Origin of the sequence: Pseudovibrio ascidiaceicola (genome assembly GCF_900114245.1) — a bacterium.
GTDB lineage: Bacteria > Pseudomonadota > Alphaproteobacteria > Rhizobiales > Stappiaceae > Pseudovibrio > Pseudovibrio ascidiaceicola.
This window is the reverse complement of sequence record NZ_FOSK01000021.1, coordinates 1-19,711: the sequence shown is the minus strand read 5'-3', so window position 1 is coordinate 19,711 and position 19,711 is coordinate 1. Positions and strand designations below refer to the sequence as shown.

The 19,711-nt window shown below is 49.4% G+C and carries 16 protein-coding genes and 2 pseudogenes; 10 read left to right on the top strand and 8 right to left on the bottom strand.

The genetic code is table 11. The annotated features are described in order from the left end of the window. The first annotated feature begins 528 nt into the window (after window positions 1-528). Window positions 529-732 carry a hypothetical protein gene (locus BM231_RS25470; protein ID WP_093524055.1) on the top strand — a complete coding sequence of 68 codons (204 nt, stop codon included), beginning with the start codon at window positions 529-531 and terminating at the stop codon, window positions 730-732. Between the two features lie 92 nt (window positions 733-824). Further along, entirely contained in the window at window positions 825-1,001 is a 177-nt protein-coding gene (locus BM231_RS27010) for a hypothetical protein (protein ID WP_159437998.1), read from the top strand. Between the two features lie 586 nt (window positions 1,002-1,587). Here BM231_RS27010 and BM231_RS26905 read toward each other — a convergent pair. The 3 genes and pseudogenes from BM231_RS26905 to BM231_RS25460 form a co-directional block, all read right to left on the bottom strand. Further along, window positions 1,588-1,887: pseudogene (locus tag BM231_RS26905) on the bottom strand (DUF6362 family protein); the annotation flags it as partial. 962 nt (window positions 1,888-2,849) lie between these two features. Beyond that, a complete protein-coding gene (locus tag BM231_RS27490; protein WP_280142376.1) occupies window positions 2,850-2,981 on the bottom strand; it encodes a hypothetical protein in 132 nt (43 codons plus the stop codon). A gap of 19 nt (window positions 2,982-3,000) precedes the next feature. Further along, window positions 3,001-3,306, bottom strand: coding sequence for a hypothetical protein (locus BM231_RS25460; protein WP_139226406.1), 306 nt, complete (start codon window positions 3,304-3,306; stop codon window positions 3,001-3,003). A gap of 388 nt (window positions 3,307-3,694) precedes the next feature. Between BM231_RS25460 and BM231_RS25455 the strand changes: the two genes are divergently transcribed. Together BM231_RS25455 and BM231_RS26900 are read left to right on the top strand one after the other, a co-directional pair. Next, window positions 3,695-3,925: a hypothetical protein gene (locus BM231_RS25455; RefSeq protein WP_093524049.1), complete on the top strand. Its 231-nt coding sequence runs from the start codon at window positions 3,695-3,697 to the stop codon at window positions 3,923-3,925. Window positions 3,926-4,113: 188 nt separating this feature from the next. Next, window positions 4,114-4,299 carry a hypothetical protein gene (locus tag BM231_RS26900; protein ID WP_139226405.1) on the top strand — a complete coding sequence of 62 codons (186 nt, stop codon included), beginning with the start codon at window positions 4,114-4,116 and terminating at the stop codon, window positions 4,297-4,299. A 61-nt stretch (window positions 4,300-4,360) separates the two neighbouring features. Here BM231_RS26900 and BM231_RS27575 read toward each other — a convergent pair whose 3' ends face one another. The 3 genes from BM231_RS27575 to BM231_RS27570 form a co-directional block, all read right to left on the bottom strand. Further along, on the bottom strand, window positions 4,361-4,579 hold the full coding sequence (locus tag BM231_RS27575) for a tyrosine-type recombinase/integrase (protein WP_425287830.1): 219 nt from the start codon (window positions 4,577-4,579) through the stop codon (window positions 4,361-4,363). Further along, window positions 4,552-5,142: a site-specific integrase gene (locus tag BM231_RS27260; protein ID WP_208860655.1), complete on the bottom strand. Its 591-nt coding sequence runs from the start codon at window positions 5,140-5,142 to the stop codon at window positions 4,552-4,554. Before BM231_RS27260 ends, BM231_RS27575 begins: the two co-directional genes overlap by 28 nt. Window positions 5,143-5,298: 156 nt before the next feature. Beyond that, window positions 5,299-5,409, bottom strand: coding sequence for a hypothetical protein (locus BM231_RS27570; protein WP_425287829.1), 111 nt, complete (start codon window positions 5,407-5,409; stop codon window positions 5,299-5,301). A 382-nt stretch (window positions 5,410-5,791) separates the two neighbouring features. On the opposite strand from BM231_RS27570, the gene BM231_RS27005 reads away from it, so the two are divergent. Beyond that, window positions 5,792-5,941: a hypothetical protein gene (locus BM231_RS27005; RefSeq protein WP_159437997.1), complete on the top strand. Its 150-nt coding sequence runs from the start codon at window positions 5,792-5,794 to the stop codon at window positions 5,939-5,941. A 137-nt stretch (window positions 5,942-6,078) separates the two neighbouring features. On the opposite strand, the gene BM231_RS25445 is transcribed toward BM231_RS27005, so the two are convergent. After that, window positions 6,079-7,215: a capsular polysaccharide export protein, LipB/KpsS family gene (locus tag BM231_RS25445; RefSeq protein WP_093524047.1), complete on the bottom strand. Its 1,137-nt coding sequence runs from the start codon at window positions 7,213-7,215 to the stop codon at window positions 6,079-6,081. A 69-nt stretch (window positions 7,216-7,284) separates the two neighbouring features. Continuing rightward, the gene (locus tag BM231_RS25440; RefSeq protein ID WP_093524045.1) at window positions 7,285-8,184 is read right to left on the bottom strand and encodes a class I SAM-dependent methyltransferase; all 900 of its coding nucleotides are present in this window, start codon (window positions 8,182-8,184) and stop codon (window positions 7,285-7,287) included. Window positions 8,185-8,489: 305 nt separating this feature from the next. Between BM231_RS25440 and BM231_RS27565 the strand changes: the two are divergent. The 5 genes and pseudogenes from BM231_RS27565 to BM231_RS27255 all read left to right on the top strand — a co-directional run. Then, window positions 8,490-9,102 (top strand): annotated as a pseudogene (locus BM231_RS27565) (glycosyltransferase). Beyond that, window positions 9,092-9,925, top strand: a complete 834-nt coding sequence (locus BM231_RS25430) for a hypothetical protein (RefSeq protein ID WP_093524043.1) — start codon at window positions 9,092-9,094, stop codon at window positions 9,923-9,925. The pseudogene BM231_RS27565 and the gene BM231_RS25430 overlap by 11 nt, the downstream one beginning before the upstream one ends. A 46-nt stretch (window positions 9,926-9,971) precedes the next feature. After that, on the top strand, window positions 9,972-12,680 hold the full coding sequence (locus BM231_RS25425; RefSeq protein ID WP_093524041.1) for a capsular polysaccharide export protein, LipB/KpsS family: 2,709 nt from the start codon (window positions 9,972-9,974) through the stop codon (window positions 12,678-12,680). 797 nt (window positions 12,681-13,477) lie between these two features. Then, window positions 13,478-14,167: a Crp/Fnr family transcriptional regulator gene (locus tag BM231_RS25420; RefSeq protein ID WP_093524039.1), complete on the top strand. Its 690-nt coding sequence runs from the start codon at window positions 13,478-13,480 to the stop codon at window positions 14,165-14,167. Window positions 14,168-14,578: 411 nt separating this feature from the next. Further along, the coding region (locus BM231_RS27255) for a beta strand repeat-containing protein (protein ID WP_208860654.1) at window positions 14,579-19,711 on the top strand (5,133 nt) is incomplete at its 3' end.

The following is a 19,711-nucleotide window of genomic DNA, read 5'->3' as shown; positions in this document are numbered from 1 at the left end:
CGCTCCCATAGATCAGAATTGCGAATTGCAAATTCCAAATTTTCCTCGGTAACTAGCGATTTGGTGCGCAAGGCCCCACCACATATGATTGCGGCCCGGAGGGACCCAAAAGTCGGGGTTACGGATGCATGGTATGGGATTATGAGGAGGATATCGCGCTGCTTGACTGCGACTGGAGGAGGAGACCATGGCACCGCCGAGCAAAGTGATAAACTGCCTGAGAGGGCCCGATTCTATCGCGCCAGAAGTACGGGCCATTTGTTGAGGAGTGCTGTACAACGCAGTTGAACCAAGCCCAACGCGGATGTGAGATGACTCTAGCCAGAAAAAGACGACATGAGTACGTAAGCACCGCTTGTTTTAAAGTACGCGCTAGCCACACTTCGCAGGCGCCGACACACCCACTAAACCAACGAATTGACATTTGTAAGCCCTCGATTGTGCGGGCGGGTATGGCATTGTGTAGCACCCGGACAGGCGTGGGTAAGCCATGTGTAAGAGGCACAAGCATCAAGACGGGCAAGTACCATGCACGTGAGTTACATCTACATAGAACACCTCCAATGGAGGGCGGAAATTCTGCGCTACACCAACGAGGATATGCTCGAGGTCTTCGGCGACAAGAACGCGAAGGAGCTGTGGGCTGGCAAGATCATCTTACACCGCGGCGGTGCCTATCTAGACATGCTGAGCCCTGCCAGAGACAAGCTGGCAGCTGAATTGGAAAGCTAAGCCCTACAGCCCGCAAGAAGCCTGACACCGCCAGTGGTGCCGGGTTGCGGTCGTAAAGGTGCGCAGGTTGCTCGCTGAATGGAGGAAATTCTATGAGAACCAGCACAATCAAGATTGCAGCGCACGACCTATCTAAAGCAGGATTTAGCCAACACAAGCCCTCTGAAGCCTGTGAGCCGACTGCCTATGCACTTGATGACAAAGTCGTGGACAAGGCACGGGTCAACGCAGGTAGCATGACACTGATGGTGGAAATGATCACCAACTAGCTCCTCAATGCAGTAACAACGCTGCAGGAGCATGGTCTGGTTTTAGTCAGCTGGGTGTCAGTGCATGGATTATAACCTCGCCTCGTGCGGGGTATGTCTTTTGGCAGGGTGGTGCCCCAGAAACCTCATCTGAGGCAAAGGAGGCCAAACCCCTCCCGGTCTATGAGTGAGGCAAAAGTACTTCATTGAATGCAAAAAGGCCCGAGAGCCATACCAGTTTCAGTCATCGTAAAGTCCTCTCTACTGGGTGTTAAATGAGCTCCTCAGCAGTAGGCTTGTGACCACCCACTAGTGGGCAGGAGGTTCACAATCTGGCAGAGCTAGGCGGGTTTATTCCCTCTGCAAGAGGGTCTTGTATTCACCGCCCTCCCGCCCATAAGCGAGAGTTTGCGTCAAGGGAGTTAACTCTAGACACAAATTGACCGCGGATTAACGGTTATGATTACCGCTACTTGAAAGAGGTTGTGATGCCTCAAGAGGAGCATGCGATGAATGGCGCAAGGTGTCATTGCGAGGATACTGAACTCCTCCACAAACCCATGGCATTAGCCGGTCATGAATGTTGAGGGTAGGGGTGCATGTCGCCTTAAATACGCCCGTTTATAGCGCGCTGGATGGTCAAATCAGCCGCCACAGCTCGGTAATGGGCGGTAGAACGGGTGAGCCCGACCTGAATGCAGATAGGGCGCCAGCGGAAGCCTTCTGCCTGCATCCAAAGGATTTTCCGGTCATTAGGCGTGGGGACGTATCGTAGCCAATCAATGGCTTCTTCCATGAACTGATTGTCTTTGGGGCTGGGCACTGCCCGGATTGGGGTTTTGCTGTAGCCGAAGGCTTTATGAATGTCATGGATAACCTGCGGCCAGGTGTTGCAGTCCCGTCGTGGTGTTGATCTTGGTGGGTTGAGAAGTCGCCGCTAGGTGCTGGCGGCAAGTTCCAATCGATTGACTATCTAAGTGGTGTTCAGGGTCAAACAAGTATCTCCTAGCTATTGGACTGAGGCATCACTTGTGGTTCCAAAACGCTGTTCAGCACGCGGGTATGGAAGCTGCAGGTTGCCATGATGGGTTCAGCCAGAGTGATTAGTTGGCCAGGCGCGTGCGATAGTCTTGCTGCTGCGCCGCCATCTTTGGCAGACCGCAAAGATCACACAGGTGGATAGCCGCCCAGATCCTGAATCTAATCCTCAATCAGTTGTGTGATGGCCTCTAGTGAAAGCCGCTTTTGCAGGTGGTGTTGAGAAGTTGACCAACAGCTATGCTCACGGGTTTTGATTCTTCAGGTGTACTGGCCCGCGTGAGTGTGCTCAGGAGCTGCTCTAGTTCCTCAATCTCCTGAGCTGCCCGCTGCGCTTGCCATCGCTCTGGCCGAGATGCCATCAGTTGCTGCAAGAGTCTCATCCCAGGCTTGCTGCCAAACACGGGAAATGGAATTTTTGCGTTTTGAGAGTTCATAGGATCGAACAGATTGCTCATGGGATTTCTCGTTGGATTGAAGGATCGCCTGCGCTTGAGGCTTTTGCCTGACGTTGCTTACAGGCCGTGTTTTGGGGGGAAGGGAAAAGTTCTTTTGATGGTTCTAAATGACGGCTCAAGGGGGAACCATGTGCCGGTTGATTGTTCTTGGTTTGATCGCTGGTAAGTTTTCTAGGGCGGGACGGTCATTTTGATCGGAGATGGCCTTGTGTCTGGCAAAACCAGTAAAGACGAAAACATAGGACCTGCGAGAGTCATTGGCACGCCGTCTCTGATCGCAGGTGATGAGACCCAGCGCTTCCAGATGAGTTAGGCAATTACGCAACTTGCGCTCCGAGCAGGAGCAGGCCTCCGGCAGATTGGCTTGCAAGGGCTAGCACAGGCCATACTCATCTGCAAAGTTGGCGGTGGTGATGAGCACAAACTTCTCGATTGGATCGGTGATGTCACCCCGCCCGTAGGCCCAGGTGATGGCTTGCACGCTTATGGGTAATCCTGTTCTCACGGATTTCCTTTTGCTTGAGCTAGTCGAATACAGCTTCCCAGCGATAAAACATCCGCCGTCGAGTGCGCGCACATGGTAGACTAATACGCATGGTCTGCCTGCGGCTCAGCGTGTTGACACAAACGTCGAGTTCCTTGGCAAGCTCAGCCCGTGTCATCCAACCATCGAAGATGGCCCTGAGTCGTGTCTGTTGAGGTTCGAGTTCCGGGGTAGGGATGTTGTCTTCCATGTGCTCCTCCAAAGCAGAACCGCTCGGGCTCAAACAGTTTGCGGAGAAGCTCAGCATGGAGGGCAAATGGGCGTATGGGCGTTCATAGGTGCTCAAACATTAAGGCAACGCCTATTGAGGACAATCGAACCGCTTCCTGAAGGTGCTCCCCGGCACCCTCCCTGATGTATCGGTGGCCTCAAACCAAGGGATGCAGCTGCTCCTGCAAGTACTTGAGAGTCTGAAATATCTCATAGGTATCAATGGCCAGTTTTGGAGATCGAGTTACAGCAAAAACTTTCAGTGTTTCAAAATATCGATGCCCTGGTCAAATCAACTCTGCTGGATTTACTAATTAGAGAAGTTGGCCTGTTGTTAGTCGGTAAAGGTCTTAAGTTTTTCTGGAAATAGCCTGACCTATACGGCAGGCTGAATGCGAACTATATGCGGTGATGTGTTCTTTGATGGGGCCCAATAGAAGCTGGATGCCACAGGAGGGAAACCAATGATTCTGCCATCAAAGGAGTATTTCACAGTTTTTGAAGCTGAGGCGCGTTGGGGCGTTCCTGTTGCCACCATTGCAGGCTGGGCGGACGTGGGGCGATTTCGTCTCGTCACCAGCGCGCCAATGGTTGTGTGCGGGGCACAAAAAGTGTGTGGAAGGGTGGAGTTGTGCGGATCGGATTTGTTCAAAATACTGGGAACCGCGGGGGTGCCTGCTTTGTGCACTGCATGATCCCTTTGCGCAAGAAAGGTGCCGAACAGCTTTATGTTACGTGCCCAAGGTAGCCTAGCGGTACAGCCGATGAGCTTTGGATTTCAGCGACTGATCTTTATCGTTTTGAAGAAAAGCTTGTTCTTGGTCAGCGTGATGGCAGGTATGGCAATCGGGGTGGACGTGAACTGAAGTATGACCGGGAAGGGATGCGGGTACAGCTTTATGTCCATATGTTTGCGCAAGGCCTCCCAAATACCCTGAATGAGCTCGCCAGCGCGATGCTGGACTGGCTTATTGGGGTCTCTCCAGCCGGAGAGGTGCCTGATATGAGTACTATCCGTCGCCGTATTCAGCCTCTTTGGCATACACTGAAAACGGCTCGGGAGAACTAGCAGTCAAGGTTGGTGCAAAAAAGACAGCTTGCTGAGTGTGTCGGCGCGACTTGGCGGTCTTCTAACCTGCAACTGCATTGACGCTTTCACGAAATGGAGATATCATAAGATAGGCATAACGCTGTGTAGTATTCATCTGAGTATGGCTTAAGAGCCTACCGATCACCCCCAATGAAGCGCCTCCAGACGCAAGAAGAGACGCAAACGTATGGCGCAGATCATGAATGAGGACATCGCAGATCTCTGCCTGTTTCAAGATGCCTTGCCAATAACGTCGCATTTCATGAACGGGTTTGTCTGGAACGTCTCCCGGAAACCGCCAGGGGCAGGGTTTTGGTACGACAGATGCCGCCTGGCGACTAAATCCGCGACTTCAGGAGATATGGGCAGGCGGTGGCTACGCTTCTGCTTGGTATAGGTAGCTGGTTTGAACCAGGTCAGCAGTTCGAGGTTGAACTGCGCAAAATGGGTAAATCTTACTTCGCAAAGATGTGAGCCTGTGAGAGGGCAGAGGCGGATCACATCAGCCCCGCGTTTGTCTTTGCTGTTCTCAAGAGCTTTTGGCAGACGGTTGATCTCGTTAAAGGATAGAAAGCGCACGCAGGCATTCTCGGTCCTCTTGTGGAACCCTTGCGTAGGGTTGTCGATACGTATCTTCCATTGCACCGACAAGTTAAACATTTTTTGTAGGATCTCGCCAAGACGATTGGCGCGGCTCGGTGTGGATTTTGGTTTGCTTCGGCGTTTTGCTTTTTTGCAGGACGATGTCGCCCAGCGGCCACTTCGCTGAGCAGCTTGTTGACGTTCGCAGATAAAATCCCGTGCACCAGAAGGTTCTTCCACTGTGGCAGCACCAATTTATTCAGCATGAAAATTTGGTCCGTCTGATTGCGAGCGGCAAGTTTGGGTAGGTGCCCTTCTATATAACGCTCAATTAGATCACTCACACGCTGGATAACACGTTCTGCTTCCTGGTTGCCCAGCGGGTCACAATCGAGTTCAATCTCTCGGCGGATTTTTTTTGGCTCGCTCTCGTGTTGCAACCACACTCCATGCAGGCCATTGGCCGATCGTGTAACGATGCTGGCGGCCATTGACGCGGTAGGACACGTTAAACGTCTTGGTGCCGGAATTGTAAATTACCAGGCACAGCCGGGCACCACGCTGTCAAACAGCTGGTACTGATGAACTCCACGGGTGGCATTGCGGGCGACCTTTTCTGTAAGGCGATGTCGGCGTGACACTCTTCCCCCCAATAAGGCTGACAGTAATGCGAGGTGTGCCAGAACGCGCAAGATTAGAATTTATTAGTGTTGCATGTAGGCAGGTTCAGAGAGTGTGGAGTACGGAGTTTTATGCGTATAAGCGTTCAAAAGTAGTCAAAGATGTTGGAAGGTGAGTGGGCTGTATAATTGAAGGGAGGATGGCGAAGAAACGAGGCAAGAGAAGCACTCGAGGGTGTGCAATCATATTGCTAGCAGGGGGGTAATGCGTGCCTGAAACAGCAAAAATCACTGGAAATGCAATCAGGATGATATGTGTCGACAATGACCCTGAAAATGTTAATGAAACCATGCTGTCCGGTCTTGGCAAAGTTTATTTCAAAAAGCGCATCTATTCTCAGAATCAGTTGCTTAATTAATGGGATGTCAAAATTAGCAGTGCGTGCTTCTTAAAAGCTATTTTAGAGAGTTGCCACGCTATAGTGATGTTTCCAAATGTAATGAGTCAAAACATAAAGGCAATTAGCGATGCCATTGTGAGGGTCGCCCTTCCGCGCTATTGTCTTTTCATTGCTTGTACATATTGTAAAGTGTCCTCGAAGTTTGTTGTTTTGCCCGTTCCAGGATTCAGGTAGATGGCTCCTTTCAGATACGCTGCGTAGAATACTTCCTCAACACTGCGTGCTTTCTTGCGGCGGGGATGTTCCTCTAAGTCTTGCGTGATGCCCCATCCAGCATAGAAAGGGGAGCCTGCAACGCGAACTTTTGCACCTCTGATTGCAGCTTCAAAACCCGCCAACGAAGTGATCACATAGACTTTGTCAAACTTAGGTAAGTGAAGCCAGACAGGGTAATCGCTTGGTAGCAATTGGATTCGATCAAGGTATGGGGTGACATCTGATTTAGAAGGTCTAAGCCCAGATGTAATATCAGGGTGTTCACGATAGATGATTGCAGCGTCAGGATTTTCGATTAATGCCAGATCAATCAAATCGGTGTTCAGTTTAAACTGTCCTCCTCCATATTTGAGGGAGGCGTCCCCTTCAAACTGACCAAACACCAAAATTAGCGGTTTGTCCGGTAGTTTTACGTCCTTGCAACCATTTTCACTCAAGTTGTATTTGGTGATGTTTTTAGATGTTACTTCAGCTATACAATTGCGAGCAAATTGTCGCTGCTCTTCTGAAAAAATAGTGTCGTTCAGAATTCTTTCCACTTGAGACGGCACTCGGGGGTCAAAGTAAAGCCCACCAGTCTTGTCCAGTATAAAGCTGGCGAGAGGAGCATATTCAACGCCCAAACCGACAGATCGGATAAACCCGTCTTCCAGTCGCCAAACTTCCCATTTCTTTTTCTTAGCTGCTTTCAACAGATGCTTGTTGCCACCATAGCCCCATACAGCGACTATTGGCTCGGTCTTGTCGCGAAGAAAACGCTCAATATCTATCTTAGAGGTATTATTTTCGACAAAATGAATAGTTTGATCAAAGTTATCGAGAAAGTATTCGGCTATGGCACGTCGTTTCCATTGTAGAACGTTGGTCAGGATAATATGTTGGCGCGGTGCTACTTTATTAAGGCGTCGCTTCAGCAGGCGCAGTTTTACCGCGAAATATTGTGGATCGGTATACGAAATATACCAGTTGTTCAGGCGTTTCCGCCATTTTCTTCTGACTTTCAGCGAGAACAGCAAAATCTTGTCACTCCTAGAAGCAAGAGGATCTAGTGGCTCAATGTATGAGTATTGTTAAAGGGGTTTTTGTCAGAACTGGAAGGTTCCTAGAATGTGTTCTGCATAATTAGGGTTATTAGGCTGGTCTATTTCAGTAGGAAAGTTACGCTTACACGGTTTGAAGTCACAAATATCTTTCCGTAGAAGTGTGAGTTCCATTGTGGTGGGGATTGGGTAGCCGCCAATTATTCTGAGTTCAGAGTTGTTATTTGCATGAACATGAACAACTTGATGCGTCTTTGCCAGTTTCTCCAAACCAGGCAGACGAGTTCGTTGCCATACGAGTTTGTCTACATCTTTTAAGCCATGGATCTCTACTAAAATTTGGGAAAAGCAGCGAATATTGTCTTCTGCAATGTCGTTAAACACGCTCCATTCATGCCCTTCTATATCCATTTTTAGAATCATTTCTGTTTCATTAAAATGATCATTTTCTTGTATTTGTCTTGATAAAGATGAAAACATTCCGTGGGCAGATGTTTCGCCGGTAATACCTTGCTTTCGGAAGTTAAAGTAGGGATGTTCAAAAGGTAAAGCATCAATCGTATGATCGTACTGAAAAATTTTGTACCCGCGTTCCACCATGCCGATATCCCAGGAAACGTCTGACTTGATACCTAGTGAATAAGCAATCCCAGATTCGGCATAGTGTTTTGCCATCACATAGCCACCGTCGAGGTTTCTACCAACCCGTTCAAAAAACAAGCCAACGGGGTCCATTGGGGTTAAGTGTTTGCAAAAGTTTTGAACCATCGAGCGCGCACGTAAACTTGTTGCAGGCGAATATTCTTGCTTATATTTGCGCTCTAGTTGACGAACTCGTTTTTCTAAATCGTTCAGTCGTTCAATGGTCTTTTCTCCGGACCACGTTTCATCCGCGCCTGAGGCTGCCTTCAGTGAAGTTTCGGAGTTTTTGCTCAATGTCAACATTGCTAACTTATGCCCTTTAAGTGAACTCCAAATAAATATAGTCTAGTTCGATATAAAACGCTGATACGATCCTGTAATTTTATTGGCGTTATCATATTAGGATCAATTTGCATAGTAACTACCACGATTTATATTGGCTTATTGCTATCAGCTTTATTTTGCGGGTTGAACATAGGCAATACGGCAACTAATCAAGTTGAGGCGTTTCACGGTTTTTTATATTCGAGGGGCTCGTCGTGGGATTTCAGCGGAATGTTGCTCCTATCTTTGTTGGATTTGATCTCCGAGAAGTAATAATCTTTCATATGCTTAGCCAGACCATAATTCAAAATTCAACTATACCAGTCGCGATCGTACCCATTGCATTGTCTCATTTGAAAGACGGATATTGGCGGGAAGTACATCCCCTAAAGTCAACGCAGTTTTCGCTCAGTCGGTTCTTGGGTCCTTATCTCTCTCAATATGAAGGATGGAGCATTTTCATGGACTATGACGAGACATTAGAGAGTTATGGGGGCTACGCGACGATAAATATGCGGTTATGTTCTGTAAGCATGATTATACGCCATCAGAAAAAATAAGGTTTCTGCAATCCTACAGACACGATATGAGAAAAAATGGTCGAGTGTAATGCTGTTCAATGACACGAAATGTGAGAATCTTACTAAGGAATATGTTAACATACGCAATGGTTTAGAGTCGCATCAGTTCAAATGGCTATTAAGTGATGATGACATTGGTGCTTGGCCTCTGGAATGGAACCATTTGGTGGGCGTTTACGAGAAGAACCCAAATGCCGCCCTAATCCATTACACTATAGGCAAGCCTTATTTCGGTGCATATGAGAATACTGATTGGCTTAAATACAAACAGCAAATTCTTTTCGCAGTTGATGAGGAGCCAGCCAATGTGGCTTAGTTCTATCAAGAAGAAACGAATAGCCAGTTTTGCAGCAGTGACTACGTTTAATCGACAAGGATATGAGAAATACGGCAAGAATTTTCTACGTAGCTTTATCAAATACTGGCCTCAGGAGGTGAAACTATTTGTGTATGCTGAAGATGCCAAGGTAGAATTTGATGCGCCGAATATTGTTGTCTTCAGTCAGCGTAAGGTGCTCAATGATCTTGTCTCTTTCAAAGAAGACTACTCTCGCAATAAGTTTGCGAATGGCATCAATCCGGTTGCGCCCGACATGGAGAAGAGTTTCAGATGGGATGCAGTGAGGTTTTCGAACAAAGTATTCGCAATTCATGATGCCATCGAGCGATCAATAGACATCTATGATCACTTGATTTGGCTAGATGCAGATATTGTAACCCATGACGCCATTCCTCTCACTTTTCTGGAAAAGCTATCCCCTTTAAAGAGAGAGTTGGCTGCTTATCTGAACCGGAAAGGGTGCCCCGAATGCGGATGGGTCGATTTCAACCTCCGTCATCCTCAAATCAAGAATTTTGCAGACTCTTTCAAGAAAATCTACTCAGATGGTTTATTCCTGCGTTTTAAGGAGTCTCACGACAGTTACGTGTTTTGGGAACTAGTGAAGCAATTTGAGCGCCAAAAACGCGTACGGTTTAAGCATCTCGGATCGCGATGGGCATCAGGCCACGTCTTCGTGAATTCTGAGCTCGGACGCTACATGGACCATCTGAAAGGTACTCGGAAGGATGTTGGGCATAGCAAATCTTCAGATCTCTATCGAAAACGTTCGGAGGTTTGGTGGCAAATAGCCAGCTAACTCTTAGCGAATTAGTTAGATCCCTTTACGTCGGGAGTATGCAAACATGTCGCTTCGTCGATACGGCTTTGACAATCAAGATCACTCCTTTTGGCAAATTCTTGTTGTTTGTAGTGGTCAGGAGTTCAAAGACCATGCAAAGGAGTTTATCGCATTCTGTGAAGCAAATTCTCCAGGATTACGACTTGTTTTTTTGCTAACAGATCAGAGCGAGGAAGCGCGATTACACTTGAAATGTTTCAGTGAAAATCTTCTCTCGACAATTCTATATGTGCTTGATCTGGATGTGTCTAAACACAAACTCTCCAAAGAAGTAGTCGCGTATCTTGGGGTCGAGTGGTTGCTAAGAAACACCTTACTTTCTGTCGTATTATTGGATCTGAAGTGTAGAGTGGTTCGTGATTTAACGATTTTACCGATAGAGTTTCAAAGAACTCACCTTTCTTTTCCCAACATACAAAATCTAGAAGATGTTTACTCCCCAACTCGGCCTATGTGGTTCCAAGCAAGCGTCAAGGGGGCCAAGTTTGCCAGAGCCTTGGTATCAAAGCTTCCAGATGGTTGCGATAGCTGGTCTTCTGAGGATCACCGTGCTTTTCTTATGAAACAACTCAAGTTGATCGCACCAAGCCCCAATGTTGTCGACTTTCCAAGAAAATATTGGGACGAAAATGCGGTATCCCCCTACATTTCGTCTCCCCATGCTGCCAACTCTCACTCATTAAGTCTTGTTAATGACTTAGACCGCAAGCCATCTGTGATTGTTCTGATGTTGCGTCAGGACATTGAGACAAAAACGCCGTTTGCCAATAGTAGTTCCAAAATCAGAGTAGAACGTCTTTCTAAACTCCATCGTATGGGATGGCGATATGCAACAGCTTTACTCGCGGATACAAGCCGTCAAGAACATCAAAATGTCAGAGTGATACCCTTATCTCTATGGGAGATCAATGATCAACTTATTGCCCGCCTCGCATTTGCTAAGAAAATATTCGTTCCGCATAAAACGCGCATGCAACTTTCTGATCCAAGATTGTGGTTCTATATGCAAGAGTTTTTGCCATTACTCTTCACCACTTCAAAAGAGGGATGGGGAGCTTCCGCATTGTGGAATGGTTCCGGAGCTTATAGCAATGTGAAGGTTGACCCGAGGCTAGCACTATTCAAAACTCAATTTAAGAAAGCCAAAATCACGAAAGGGCCACAGCGAAAAATTGCTGAAGCTAGAATACCGAGTTTTGAGATCTTGGTCCCTTTGCAGATGCCTGGCGATGAGGCGTTGGAATTACACGCCAACTGCTCACAAGAAGACTTTGTCGCGCAAGTTGCTGAGTTTGCAGAGCGTCGGAAAATTCCTATCTTGGTTCGGCCTCACCCATTAGACCGAACGAGTTTCTATGCAACTTTGAAAGAAAGGTGGGCAAGTGACTACGTGTATTTTCGAAGATCAGGTCACATTCACGATCTTATTAATAGAGCACAGGTAGTCGCTGTGATTAACAGCGGTGTTGGCTTTGAAGCAATGTTACTCGAAAAGCCAGTTATGTCCTTTGGAAAAGCTGTATACGACGAAGCTGTTACACCCGTATTGGGGGACAGGGAAATTGATACTGCTTATGATTCACTGCTGCGCGAGCCGCGAGATAAATATCTTAAGCGCTATGATAAGTTCTTGTCCTGGTATCTTTATGATATCGGGCTCAAACTCGATGAACCTATGGTAAAGGACCGTCTTCACGCAACTGCCGACAGATTGCTCGAAAACAAAGTACAGTCGTCTCTTCTTGAGGAGTTATCGATTGGAAAGAAAGGATTACGTAGCTCTAGAGTTGTCAAAAAAGGAGCCGCAAGTTCCATCAAACAGGTGATTGGTGCGATTACAGGGGGGTATGATGTTACCCAAAATCGAGTGAAGAAGGTAACTAGAAAACACATAGCGCAAGTAGTGGCTAGAGCAATAAATAAGCGGCTTTCACCCGTTTTGGATGAAAATATCTTTTTAGATAAACGTGTTATCCTAGTTGGGAATGCATCAAGCCTTCTTCGGCACAAACTTGGCTTGTTCATCGATGGTCATGAAATTGTTATTCGTATGAACCTCGGATGCCCGTATCTTGTTCGTTCTGATGCAACAGCTGCAATGTTTCCGAAAGAACATGTCTATGGAGAATTTACGGATCAACGATCAAGCGGTTTAGAGAAATATACTGTTTTATCGCCCGATGCACCCCAAAGTACTCTGGAAAAACACACAGCTATTCAAGCTACAGGTAGCAAGACTGATATATGGTCTTGTTCAACAGCAGATCAGTCACGTCAGCATTTTTTTGCAAATGCATTTCCTGGTGCGTTGCCGGTTGCGTGTCATTCAAGCCTTCATTTTCTTTCGCACAAATTCATCATGCGACATGAAGTCAAGCGACTAGAGGGAAGCATTACCGGGGAACTGAGGCGAAGACTAAAGTCGGAGCCAACCTCGGGCTTGATCTGGATTGAGTACCTAAGCAAACAACAGTTTAGCGAGTTATCCCTTGTTGGATTTGATTTTTTTCAGTCTGGGCATACGATACGTGCGGCACCGGGTTCGATGGATGCTGCTGGCCGTTCTAGACACAAACCCCAGATTGAAAGAAATTATGTTATCAATTCCATCTTATCACAGGATCCAAGAATAAAATTAGTTCAGTATGAAAATACACATCTCGCTCCTAAGAGGGAAGCAGGCTTAAAGGCTTATCATATCGAAAGTGCTTAACTCGTATTTGAAGTACATCTGCCCGCAAGCGCAAAATTTCTATTACTAGATTGCAGCTTTCCGCTCCTTTGCCTCCTTATAGAAGAGCGATTTCCTTTGTCAGTTAGTTTATTTATAAATGTGATTTCTTGTAGGAGTTTCAAGATACTTGAATGTCGAACATTCTGCGTCAACATTACGTCAACCGCCATACGCATTTTGAACTGCAGAAGATGTCGTTTAATCTCGTATACTTCGTTACCTTTTGTGAGAGTTGCTGCACTGTATCAAGCGCTTGTGGGCTAAGTCGCTGATAAATACTTTATCGCAGACTTTTCTAAATTAGGCTCATAACCTGAAGGTCGTAAGTTCAAATCTTACCCCCGCAACCAAAATTAGATCAATAGATCAACAGCATAACAAAAGCCCTGAACCTCTGGTTCAGGGCTTTTTGCGTTCGCGTCAACACCACGTCAACAAAAGACACGTTCGCCAGCACCTTAATCGGTAGATTTGGGGGGAAATGACAGTCGCAGTCGCGGGTCAGTGTGGGTGAGGGCCTCCAAGGTAGGCGTAGTGACTCAGCTGCTACAAAGCGCCAGTTGGCAAGCTGAAAGCTACTCAGCGACGCCCATTTTCCTTAGGACTATTCTTGCTTGAAGAAGAACTCGTGACCAATTGCAGACATTCGTGAATATCGCTCGCTGCGACCAAAATTTAAACTCTGCAACCACCAGTATAGTGTGTTGACAACAAGGGCGGTGTTCAGAATACGTGATGAAGTGTATGCCCTCAACGCTTTTTAAGGAACCTTGGCCATGACTGGATTGCTGGATCACGGGAGCCTCAAGTTCCTTGACCTGCTCAGCCCAAAGGTCGAGGCCGCTTTTGCAGCTGTCGAGCAGCGCCACACCTATCAGGACGGCCGCACGATCTTCTCGACCGGTGATGATGGTGATCGCCTGCTCATTGTGCGTTCAGGGGCAGTTAGAATGGGGCGTTTCAGTCCCAGTGGCCGAGAAACAATTCTTGCAGTGCTTGGTGAGGGCCATTTCATTGGCATCATAGGCGTGCTGACCGGCCGCAAGCGGACGCAAAATGCTACAGCAGTTGGTAAAACGACAATTGGCTATGTTCACAAAGCTGACTTTCTGACGCTAATGGACGCCCATCCCGAAATCGCCCGCGCAGCTTTGCCAGCAACGTTGAGCCGTTTGAACGTGGCGCTGAACATGCTTGACGATCTGCGTTTGCTGCCTTTGCCTGCTTATACAGCAGTGTTTTTGCAGAATATGCTCGAAGCTTCAGAAGTGCCAGGGATGCTCAACTGGAACCAGTCTGAGTTGGCTATCGCTGTGGGCACCTCACGTGTTTCTATGGGTAAAGCGCTCAAACAGTTGGAAAAAAATGGCCTGATCGTACTGAAGTATGGCGCAATTTCCGTGCCGGACGAGCAAGCCCTGTCAGACTGGATTGATGCCGCCAGAGCCGAGCATTTGTCTCTCTGAGGTCTGCTCGCTCATGCCGTGTGCACAAATCTGAGTAAATAGCCAGATTGCTAAGTTCTTAGCATTCTTTGCGCGATCGACTACGTACAATCCCTCTGTAATTTTATCCCATTGATATTCAAGTGTCAGCATTTTGAGTGCTGCCGCCGGTATCGGCGTGCCGGCTGGCGAATGATTGGGAAGAAAGATCTGTAGCGATTTAGCTTAGGGCGTTTAACTGACGATCGTTCCTGAGCAGGTCACCGATAAGTTCCGCGTCATTTCACGTCAAAACGATCAGGTTTTGAAGTGAGATGGGTACATCAAAGATTTTGAACCAAGAGTTCTGACATCCGTATGACGACTTCCCCTACAAGAACATGTTTTGAGCACTTTCTGAACCATCTGCGGCGCGGTGGGCGTATAACCAAAATGGCTGGTGTTATAGCAAGTCGAGCGCCTTATCTTGCAGCTGCGGTAGTTGCCTCAGGGCCTTTGGTGTTGTCCGGAGCAACCGCCGGGCTTGGACAAACATGGGACGGGAGCACATCGACTGACTGGTTTACAGGCAGTAATTGGAATAGTAATACTGCCCCGAATAGCTCGCAAAATGTTTTCATCAACACCACGACACCCAATCCGGCCACTGTTACGGATAAAACCACCAACGGAACCGCTCAAGCGAAACTTCTATTTGTCGGCGAACGTGATGAAGGTTCTCTGACGATATCCGCTGGTGGCGAGATGAGTAATACGCACACCTATATCGGCCATTTCAGCGGTTCAGTCGGTACTTTTGAGGTGACAGGCACCGCGTCAACTTGGGACAGTTCAGTGTTGCTATCGGTCGGCAACGGTGGCGAGGGTACTCTGACGATATCCGATGGTGCTATGGTGAGTACCATGATAGGCAATCTCGGTTCTCACATCGGCTCAACCGGCACTGCTGAGGTGACTGGTACTGGATCGACATGGGACAACTCAAGCTATCTGCTTATCGGCCTAAGAGGCGGTGGCACTTTGACGATTTCCGAAGGTGCAACAGTGAACGGGCCCGGAGTAACCCGGCTGGGCACTAATTCAACAGGTTCTGGCGTTTTGAATATCGGTGCGGGTAGCGGCGATACGGCTGCTGCAGCCGGCACGCTTGATACCTCAACGGTTGAACTCGGAGACGGCTCCGCGACGCTGGTTTTCAACCACACTGATGAAACCGGAAACTATCAGTTCGACGCTGACCTCTCCAGCACCGGCTCCGGAACACATTCGATTGTGCATGAGTCCGGTTGGACGGAACTAACCGGTAATAACGCAAGCTTCACCGGAACAACAGAAGTCAACGGCGGTACTTTGTCCGTAAGTGGGGCACTGGGTGGCTTGACCGGCACTATTGGCTCTAACAGCGGATCAACCGGCACTGTTGAGGTGACTGGCGCTGGATCAACCTGGGACAATTCGGAAGATCTGTTTGTCGGCGACAGCGGCGAAGGCACTTTGACGGTATCCGATGGCGGCGCGGTGAGTGTGTCCGGAGTAACAAGGCTGGGCTCTGTCTCACCAGGTTCTGGCGTTTTGAACATCGGTGCTGCAGCTGGGGATGCTGCGGTGGGGGCGGGAGAGCTCAACACAGCAAAGGTAATCTTTGGTCCAGGAACAGGTACTATCAACTTCAACCACACGGATAGTGACTACACCTTCTCCGCAGACATCAGCGGGACTGGCAGTGTCAATCAGCTTTCCGGCACCACCATCCTGACCGGGACCAACACCTATACCGGCGAAACGATAGTGTCTGGCGGTATGCTGGAGTTGCGCGGCGGGAGTGTTTTGACCGATACTGTAGCGCTGAAGGTCGGCTATGCCGGCACCGGCGCATTGACCATTTCAGAGGGCAGTGAGGTCAACAGCGGATATCTGAATATTGGCCATGTGGCGGGCAGCGTGACTGTGACGGGTTCAGGATCTTCATTAGATGTTGCTGCTATCTCAATAATTGGCTTGAATGGGACCGGAGCGCTGACCATTTCCGATGGCGGTAAGGTTACCAATGGTCTGAACAGCATCATAGGTGGACTAGATGCCACAGGTGCCGTGACTGTGACGGATGACGGATCCGTCTGGGAGGCAGGCCCTCTTTTGGTCGGCCAGTATGGTGCCGGTTCCCTAAAAATAGAGAATGGCGGCAAGGTTACTTCTGATAGCACCACCATTGGCTTCAACCGCGCCAGCTTCAGTGGGACCAGTTCGGGTATTGTTACAGTGACGGGCGAAGGCTCCGCTTGGGAAAGCAGTGATCGTATTAAAGTCGGAGATAGAGCGCCTGGGACGCTGACGATAGCAGATGGCGCGATCGTGGATGTAGATGGTGATGTCGTGCTGGCCTTCGGCGCTGTTTCTCAAGGCACACTCAATATCGGCGCTGCGGCAGGTGAGACGGCTGTGAAGGCAGGCACCCTTGATACAGAGGCAGTGATATTTGGTGACGGTACCGGGGTGATCAACTTTAACCACACGGATACCGCTTACGTGTTCGCTCCAAAAATCATAGGAGTCGGCGGGGTTAACCAGCTATCGGGCACCACGACCCTGAGTGGTACCAACACCTATACCGGTGGCACTACCGTTTCAGGAGGCAAGCTGGTTGTTGATGGCACCATTGGCGATGTTACAGTCAATGGTGGTAGCCTTGGCGGATCGGGCACGATCAACGGTTCGGCAACAGTCACAAGCGGAACGATTGCTGCAGGCAACAGCCCTGGCACACTGACAATTGGCGGTGACCTCAACCTTACTTCCGCATCAGTTCTGGACTTCGAACTCGGCTCTCCGTCCGGCACAGCAGGCGTGGACAGTGACCTCATCGCCGTTGGCGGTGATCTGACGCTGGATGGATCGCTCAATGTCACTGATGCAGGTGGCTTTGACGCCGGGGTGTATAACCTGATCACTTATGGTGGCAGTTTGGTCGATAACGGTCTGGTGGTGGGCACCGCGCCTACAGGTTTCCTTTACAATGTACAGACTGCAGCAGCCGGACAGGTCAACCTGCTGGTGAACCCCGACCAGCTGAGCTTCTGGAACGGAGCGGTGACAAGTGCTGATGGAACCGTTCATGGTGGTTCTGGCACCTGGAGCAGTGCCGGGACCAACTGGACCGATGCCACGGGCTCAGCAAGCGCACCTTATCAACCGGTCAGCACGCTGATTTTCCAGGGAACTCCGGGCACAGTCACAGTGGATAGTGCCGGGGTTTCAGTTTCTAAAGGCATGCAGTTTGCTGCCGATGGTTACAGCGTAACTGGTGGAGATATCACCATGAATGCTCCTGATACCATTTCTTTCAGAGTTGGGGACGGAACCATCTCAGGTGCCGGTTTCACCTCAACCATAGCTTCCACCCTGACAGGGACTGGATCACTAGACAAATCTGGGCTCGGAACTCTCGTACTGACCGGCACCAACACCTATACCGGCACCACCACTGTTTCAGAAGGAGCGCTGGAGTTCAGGGATGGTGCGACCTTGAGTGGTGGCCAAAATTTTCGCGTTGGTAGCCCTGCAACAGCATCTCTGACCATTGCTGATGGCAGTGATGTTTCTGCAAGAGACTATACCTTTGTCGCTACGGGCTCCGGTTTGTCTGGAGCTGTGACGGTGACAGGTCCTAACTCACGTTTTCAAGCCGGATTTGGTTTTATAGTTGGATACAATGGAAACGGAACCCTGAGTATCTTAGAGGGCGGTTTAGTTACCAGCGGTTATCTCCTGATCGGATCTTTTGCAGGCTCAACCGGGGCTGCGGAGGTGATTGGAGAAGGGTCGCATTGGAAGAACTATGTCGGTTTGGATGCACAAGGTACCAGTCTTGACGTAGGACGTCAGGGGACCGGAACTCTGACCATTGCCGAAGGTGGTCGGGTGACCAGTCGAGAAGGGGTGATCGGATCTCATGCAGGTTCTACAGGAGGCGTAGTCGTGTCCGGAGACGGGTCTCTCTGGGGAAACAGCCACTATATGAACATCGGATTGCTCGGAAGAGGTACCCTGACAATCTCAGATGGTGGCGTGGTTGATGTGGAGAACAGCGTTCATCTGGGCAGGGAGACCGGTTCCCATGGCACGCTCAATATTGGTGCTGCTGCCGGCGATACCGCGCAGGCCGCTGGGATATTAGATGCCGCAGCGGTTAAATTTGGTGACGGTACCGGGGTAATTAACTTCAACCATACGGATACTGACTACACCTTCTCACCTGCAATTTCGGGAGACGGTACTGTCAATCAGCTTGCCGGTACCACCATCCTGACCGGCACCAACAGCTATACCGGCGGCACCACTGTTTCAGGTGGCGAGCTGGTTGTTAATGGCACCATTGGTGATGTTACGGTTGATGGCGGCACCCTTGGCGGTTCGGGTACGATCAACGGTTCAGCAACAGTCACAAGCGGAACTATTGCTGCCGGAAATAGCCCTGGCACACTGACCATCGACAGCGACCTCAATCTTACTTCCGCATCCATTCTGGACTTCGAACTCGGCTCTCCGTCCGGCACAGCGGGCGTAGACAGCGACCTCATCGCCGTTGGCCGTGATCTGACGCTGGATGGAACGCTCAACGTTACCGATGCGGGGGGCTTTGACGCCGGGGTGTATAACCTGATCACTTATGGTGGCAGTTTGACCGATAACAGTCTGGTGGTGGGCACCGCGCCCACAGGCTTCCTTTACAACGTGCAGACTGCAACAGCCGGACAGGTCAATCTTCTGGTGAACCCGGACCAGCTGAGCTTTTGGAACGGAGCGGTGACAAGTGCTGATGGCACCGTTCATGGTGGTTCTGGCACCTGGAGCAGTGCGGGAACCAACTGGACTGATGCCATGGGCTCAGCAAGTGCACCTTATCAACCGGACAGCACGCTGATTTTCCAGGGAACGCCGGGCACAGTCACGGTGGATAGCGCCGGGGTCTCGGTTTCCAAAGGCATGCAGTTTGCAACGGACGGATACAGTGTTTCGGGTGGCGATATTTCACTGACAGGAGAAGCAGGGATCCGCATCGGAGACGGAACTACCGCGAGTGCGGGATATTCGGCAATCGTTGCGTCTAACCTGACCGGCACGGGTTCACTGGAAAAAAACGGCTTCGGCAAGCTCGTCCTGACCGGCACCAACAGCTATACCGGCGGCACCACTGTTACAGGTGGCGAGCTGGTTGTTAATGGCTCCATTGGTGATGTTACAGTCAACGGCGGTAGCCTTGGTGGTTCGGGGACTATTGGGGCTGTCGCTGTTAATGCAGGTGCTGTGGTTGCACCTGGAAACTCCGTCGGGACTTTGAATGCGACTTCTCTTGTTTTCAATAGTGGCTCAACCTTTGAAGTTGAGTTGAACGATGGGGGCAACGCGGCAGGCATCAACAACGATCTGCTGGCCGCCAGCGGCACTGTGACGATCAATGGTGGTACGGTACATGTGAAGCCGGAAAACGGAACCGACGATGGTTCAACCTATGCCGCCAATACGGTCTATACGATTTTAAGCGCTGTAGGGGGCGTCTCCGGAACG

What these genes read in the sequence shown, in the direction of transcription:
- BM231_RS27010 (WP_159437998.1), top strand. Translation starts at nt 825, where the DNA reads ATGAGAACCAGCACAATCAAGATTGCAGCGCACGACCTATCTAAAGCA.
- BM231_RS27575 (WP_425287830.1), bottom strand. Translation starts at nt 4,579, where the DNA reads ATGCGACGTTATTGGCAAGGCATCTTGAAACAGGCAGAGATCTGCGAT.
- BM231_RS25440 (WP_093524045.1), bottom strand. Translation starts at nt 8,184, where the DNA reads ATGTTGACATTGAGCAAAAACTCCGAAACTTCACTGAAGGCAGCCTCA.
- BM231_RS25430 (WP_093524043.1), top strand. Translation starts at nt 9,092, where the DNA reads ATGTGGCTTAGTTCTATCAAGAAGAAACGAATAGCCAGTTTTGCAGCA.
- BM231_RS25420 (WP_093524039.1), top strand. Translation starts at nt 13,478, where the DNA reads ATGACTGGATTGCTGGATCACGGGAGCCTCAAGTTCCTTGACCTGCTC.
- BM231_RS26900 (WP_139226405.1), top strand. Translation starts at nt 4,114, where the DNA reads ATGCGGGTACAGCTTTATGTCCATATGTTTGCGCAAGGCCTCCCAAAT.
- BM231_RS25455 (WP_093524049.1), top strand. Translation starts at nt 3,695, where the DNA reads ATGATTCTGCCATCAAAGGAGTATTTCACAGTTTTTGAAGCTGAGGCG.
- BM231_RS25425 (WP_093524041.1), top strand. Translation starts at nt 9,972, where the DNA reads ATGTCGCTTCGTCGATACGGCTTTGACAATCAAGATCACTCCTTTTGG.
- BM231_RS25470 (WP_093524055.1), top strand. Translation starts at nt 529, where the DNA reads ATGCACGTGAGTTACATCTACATAGAACACCTCCAATGGAGGGCGGAA.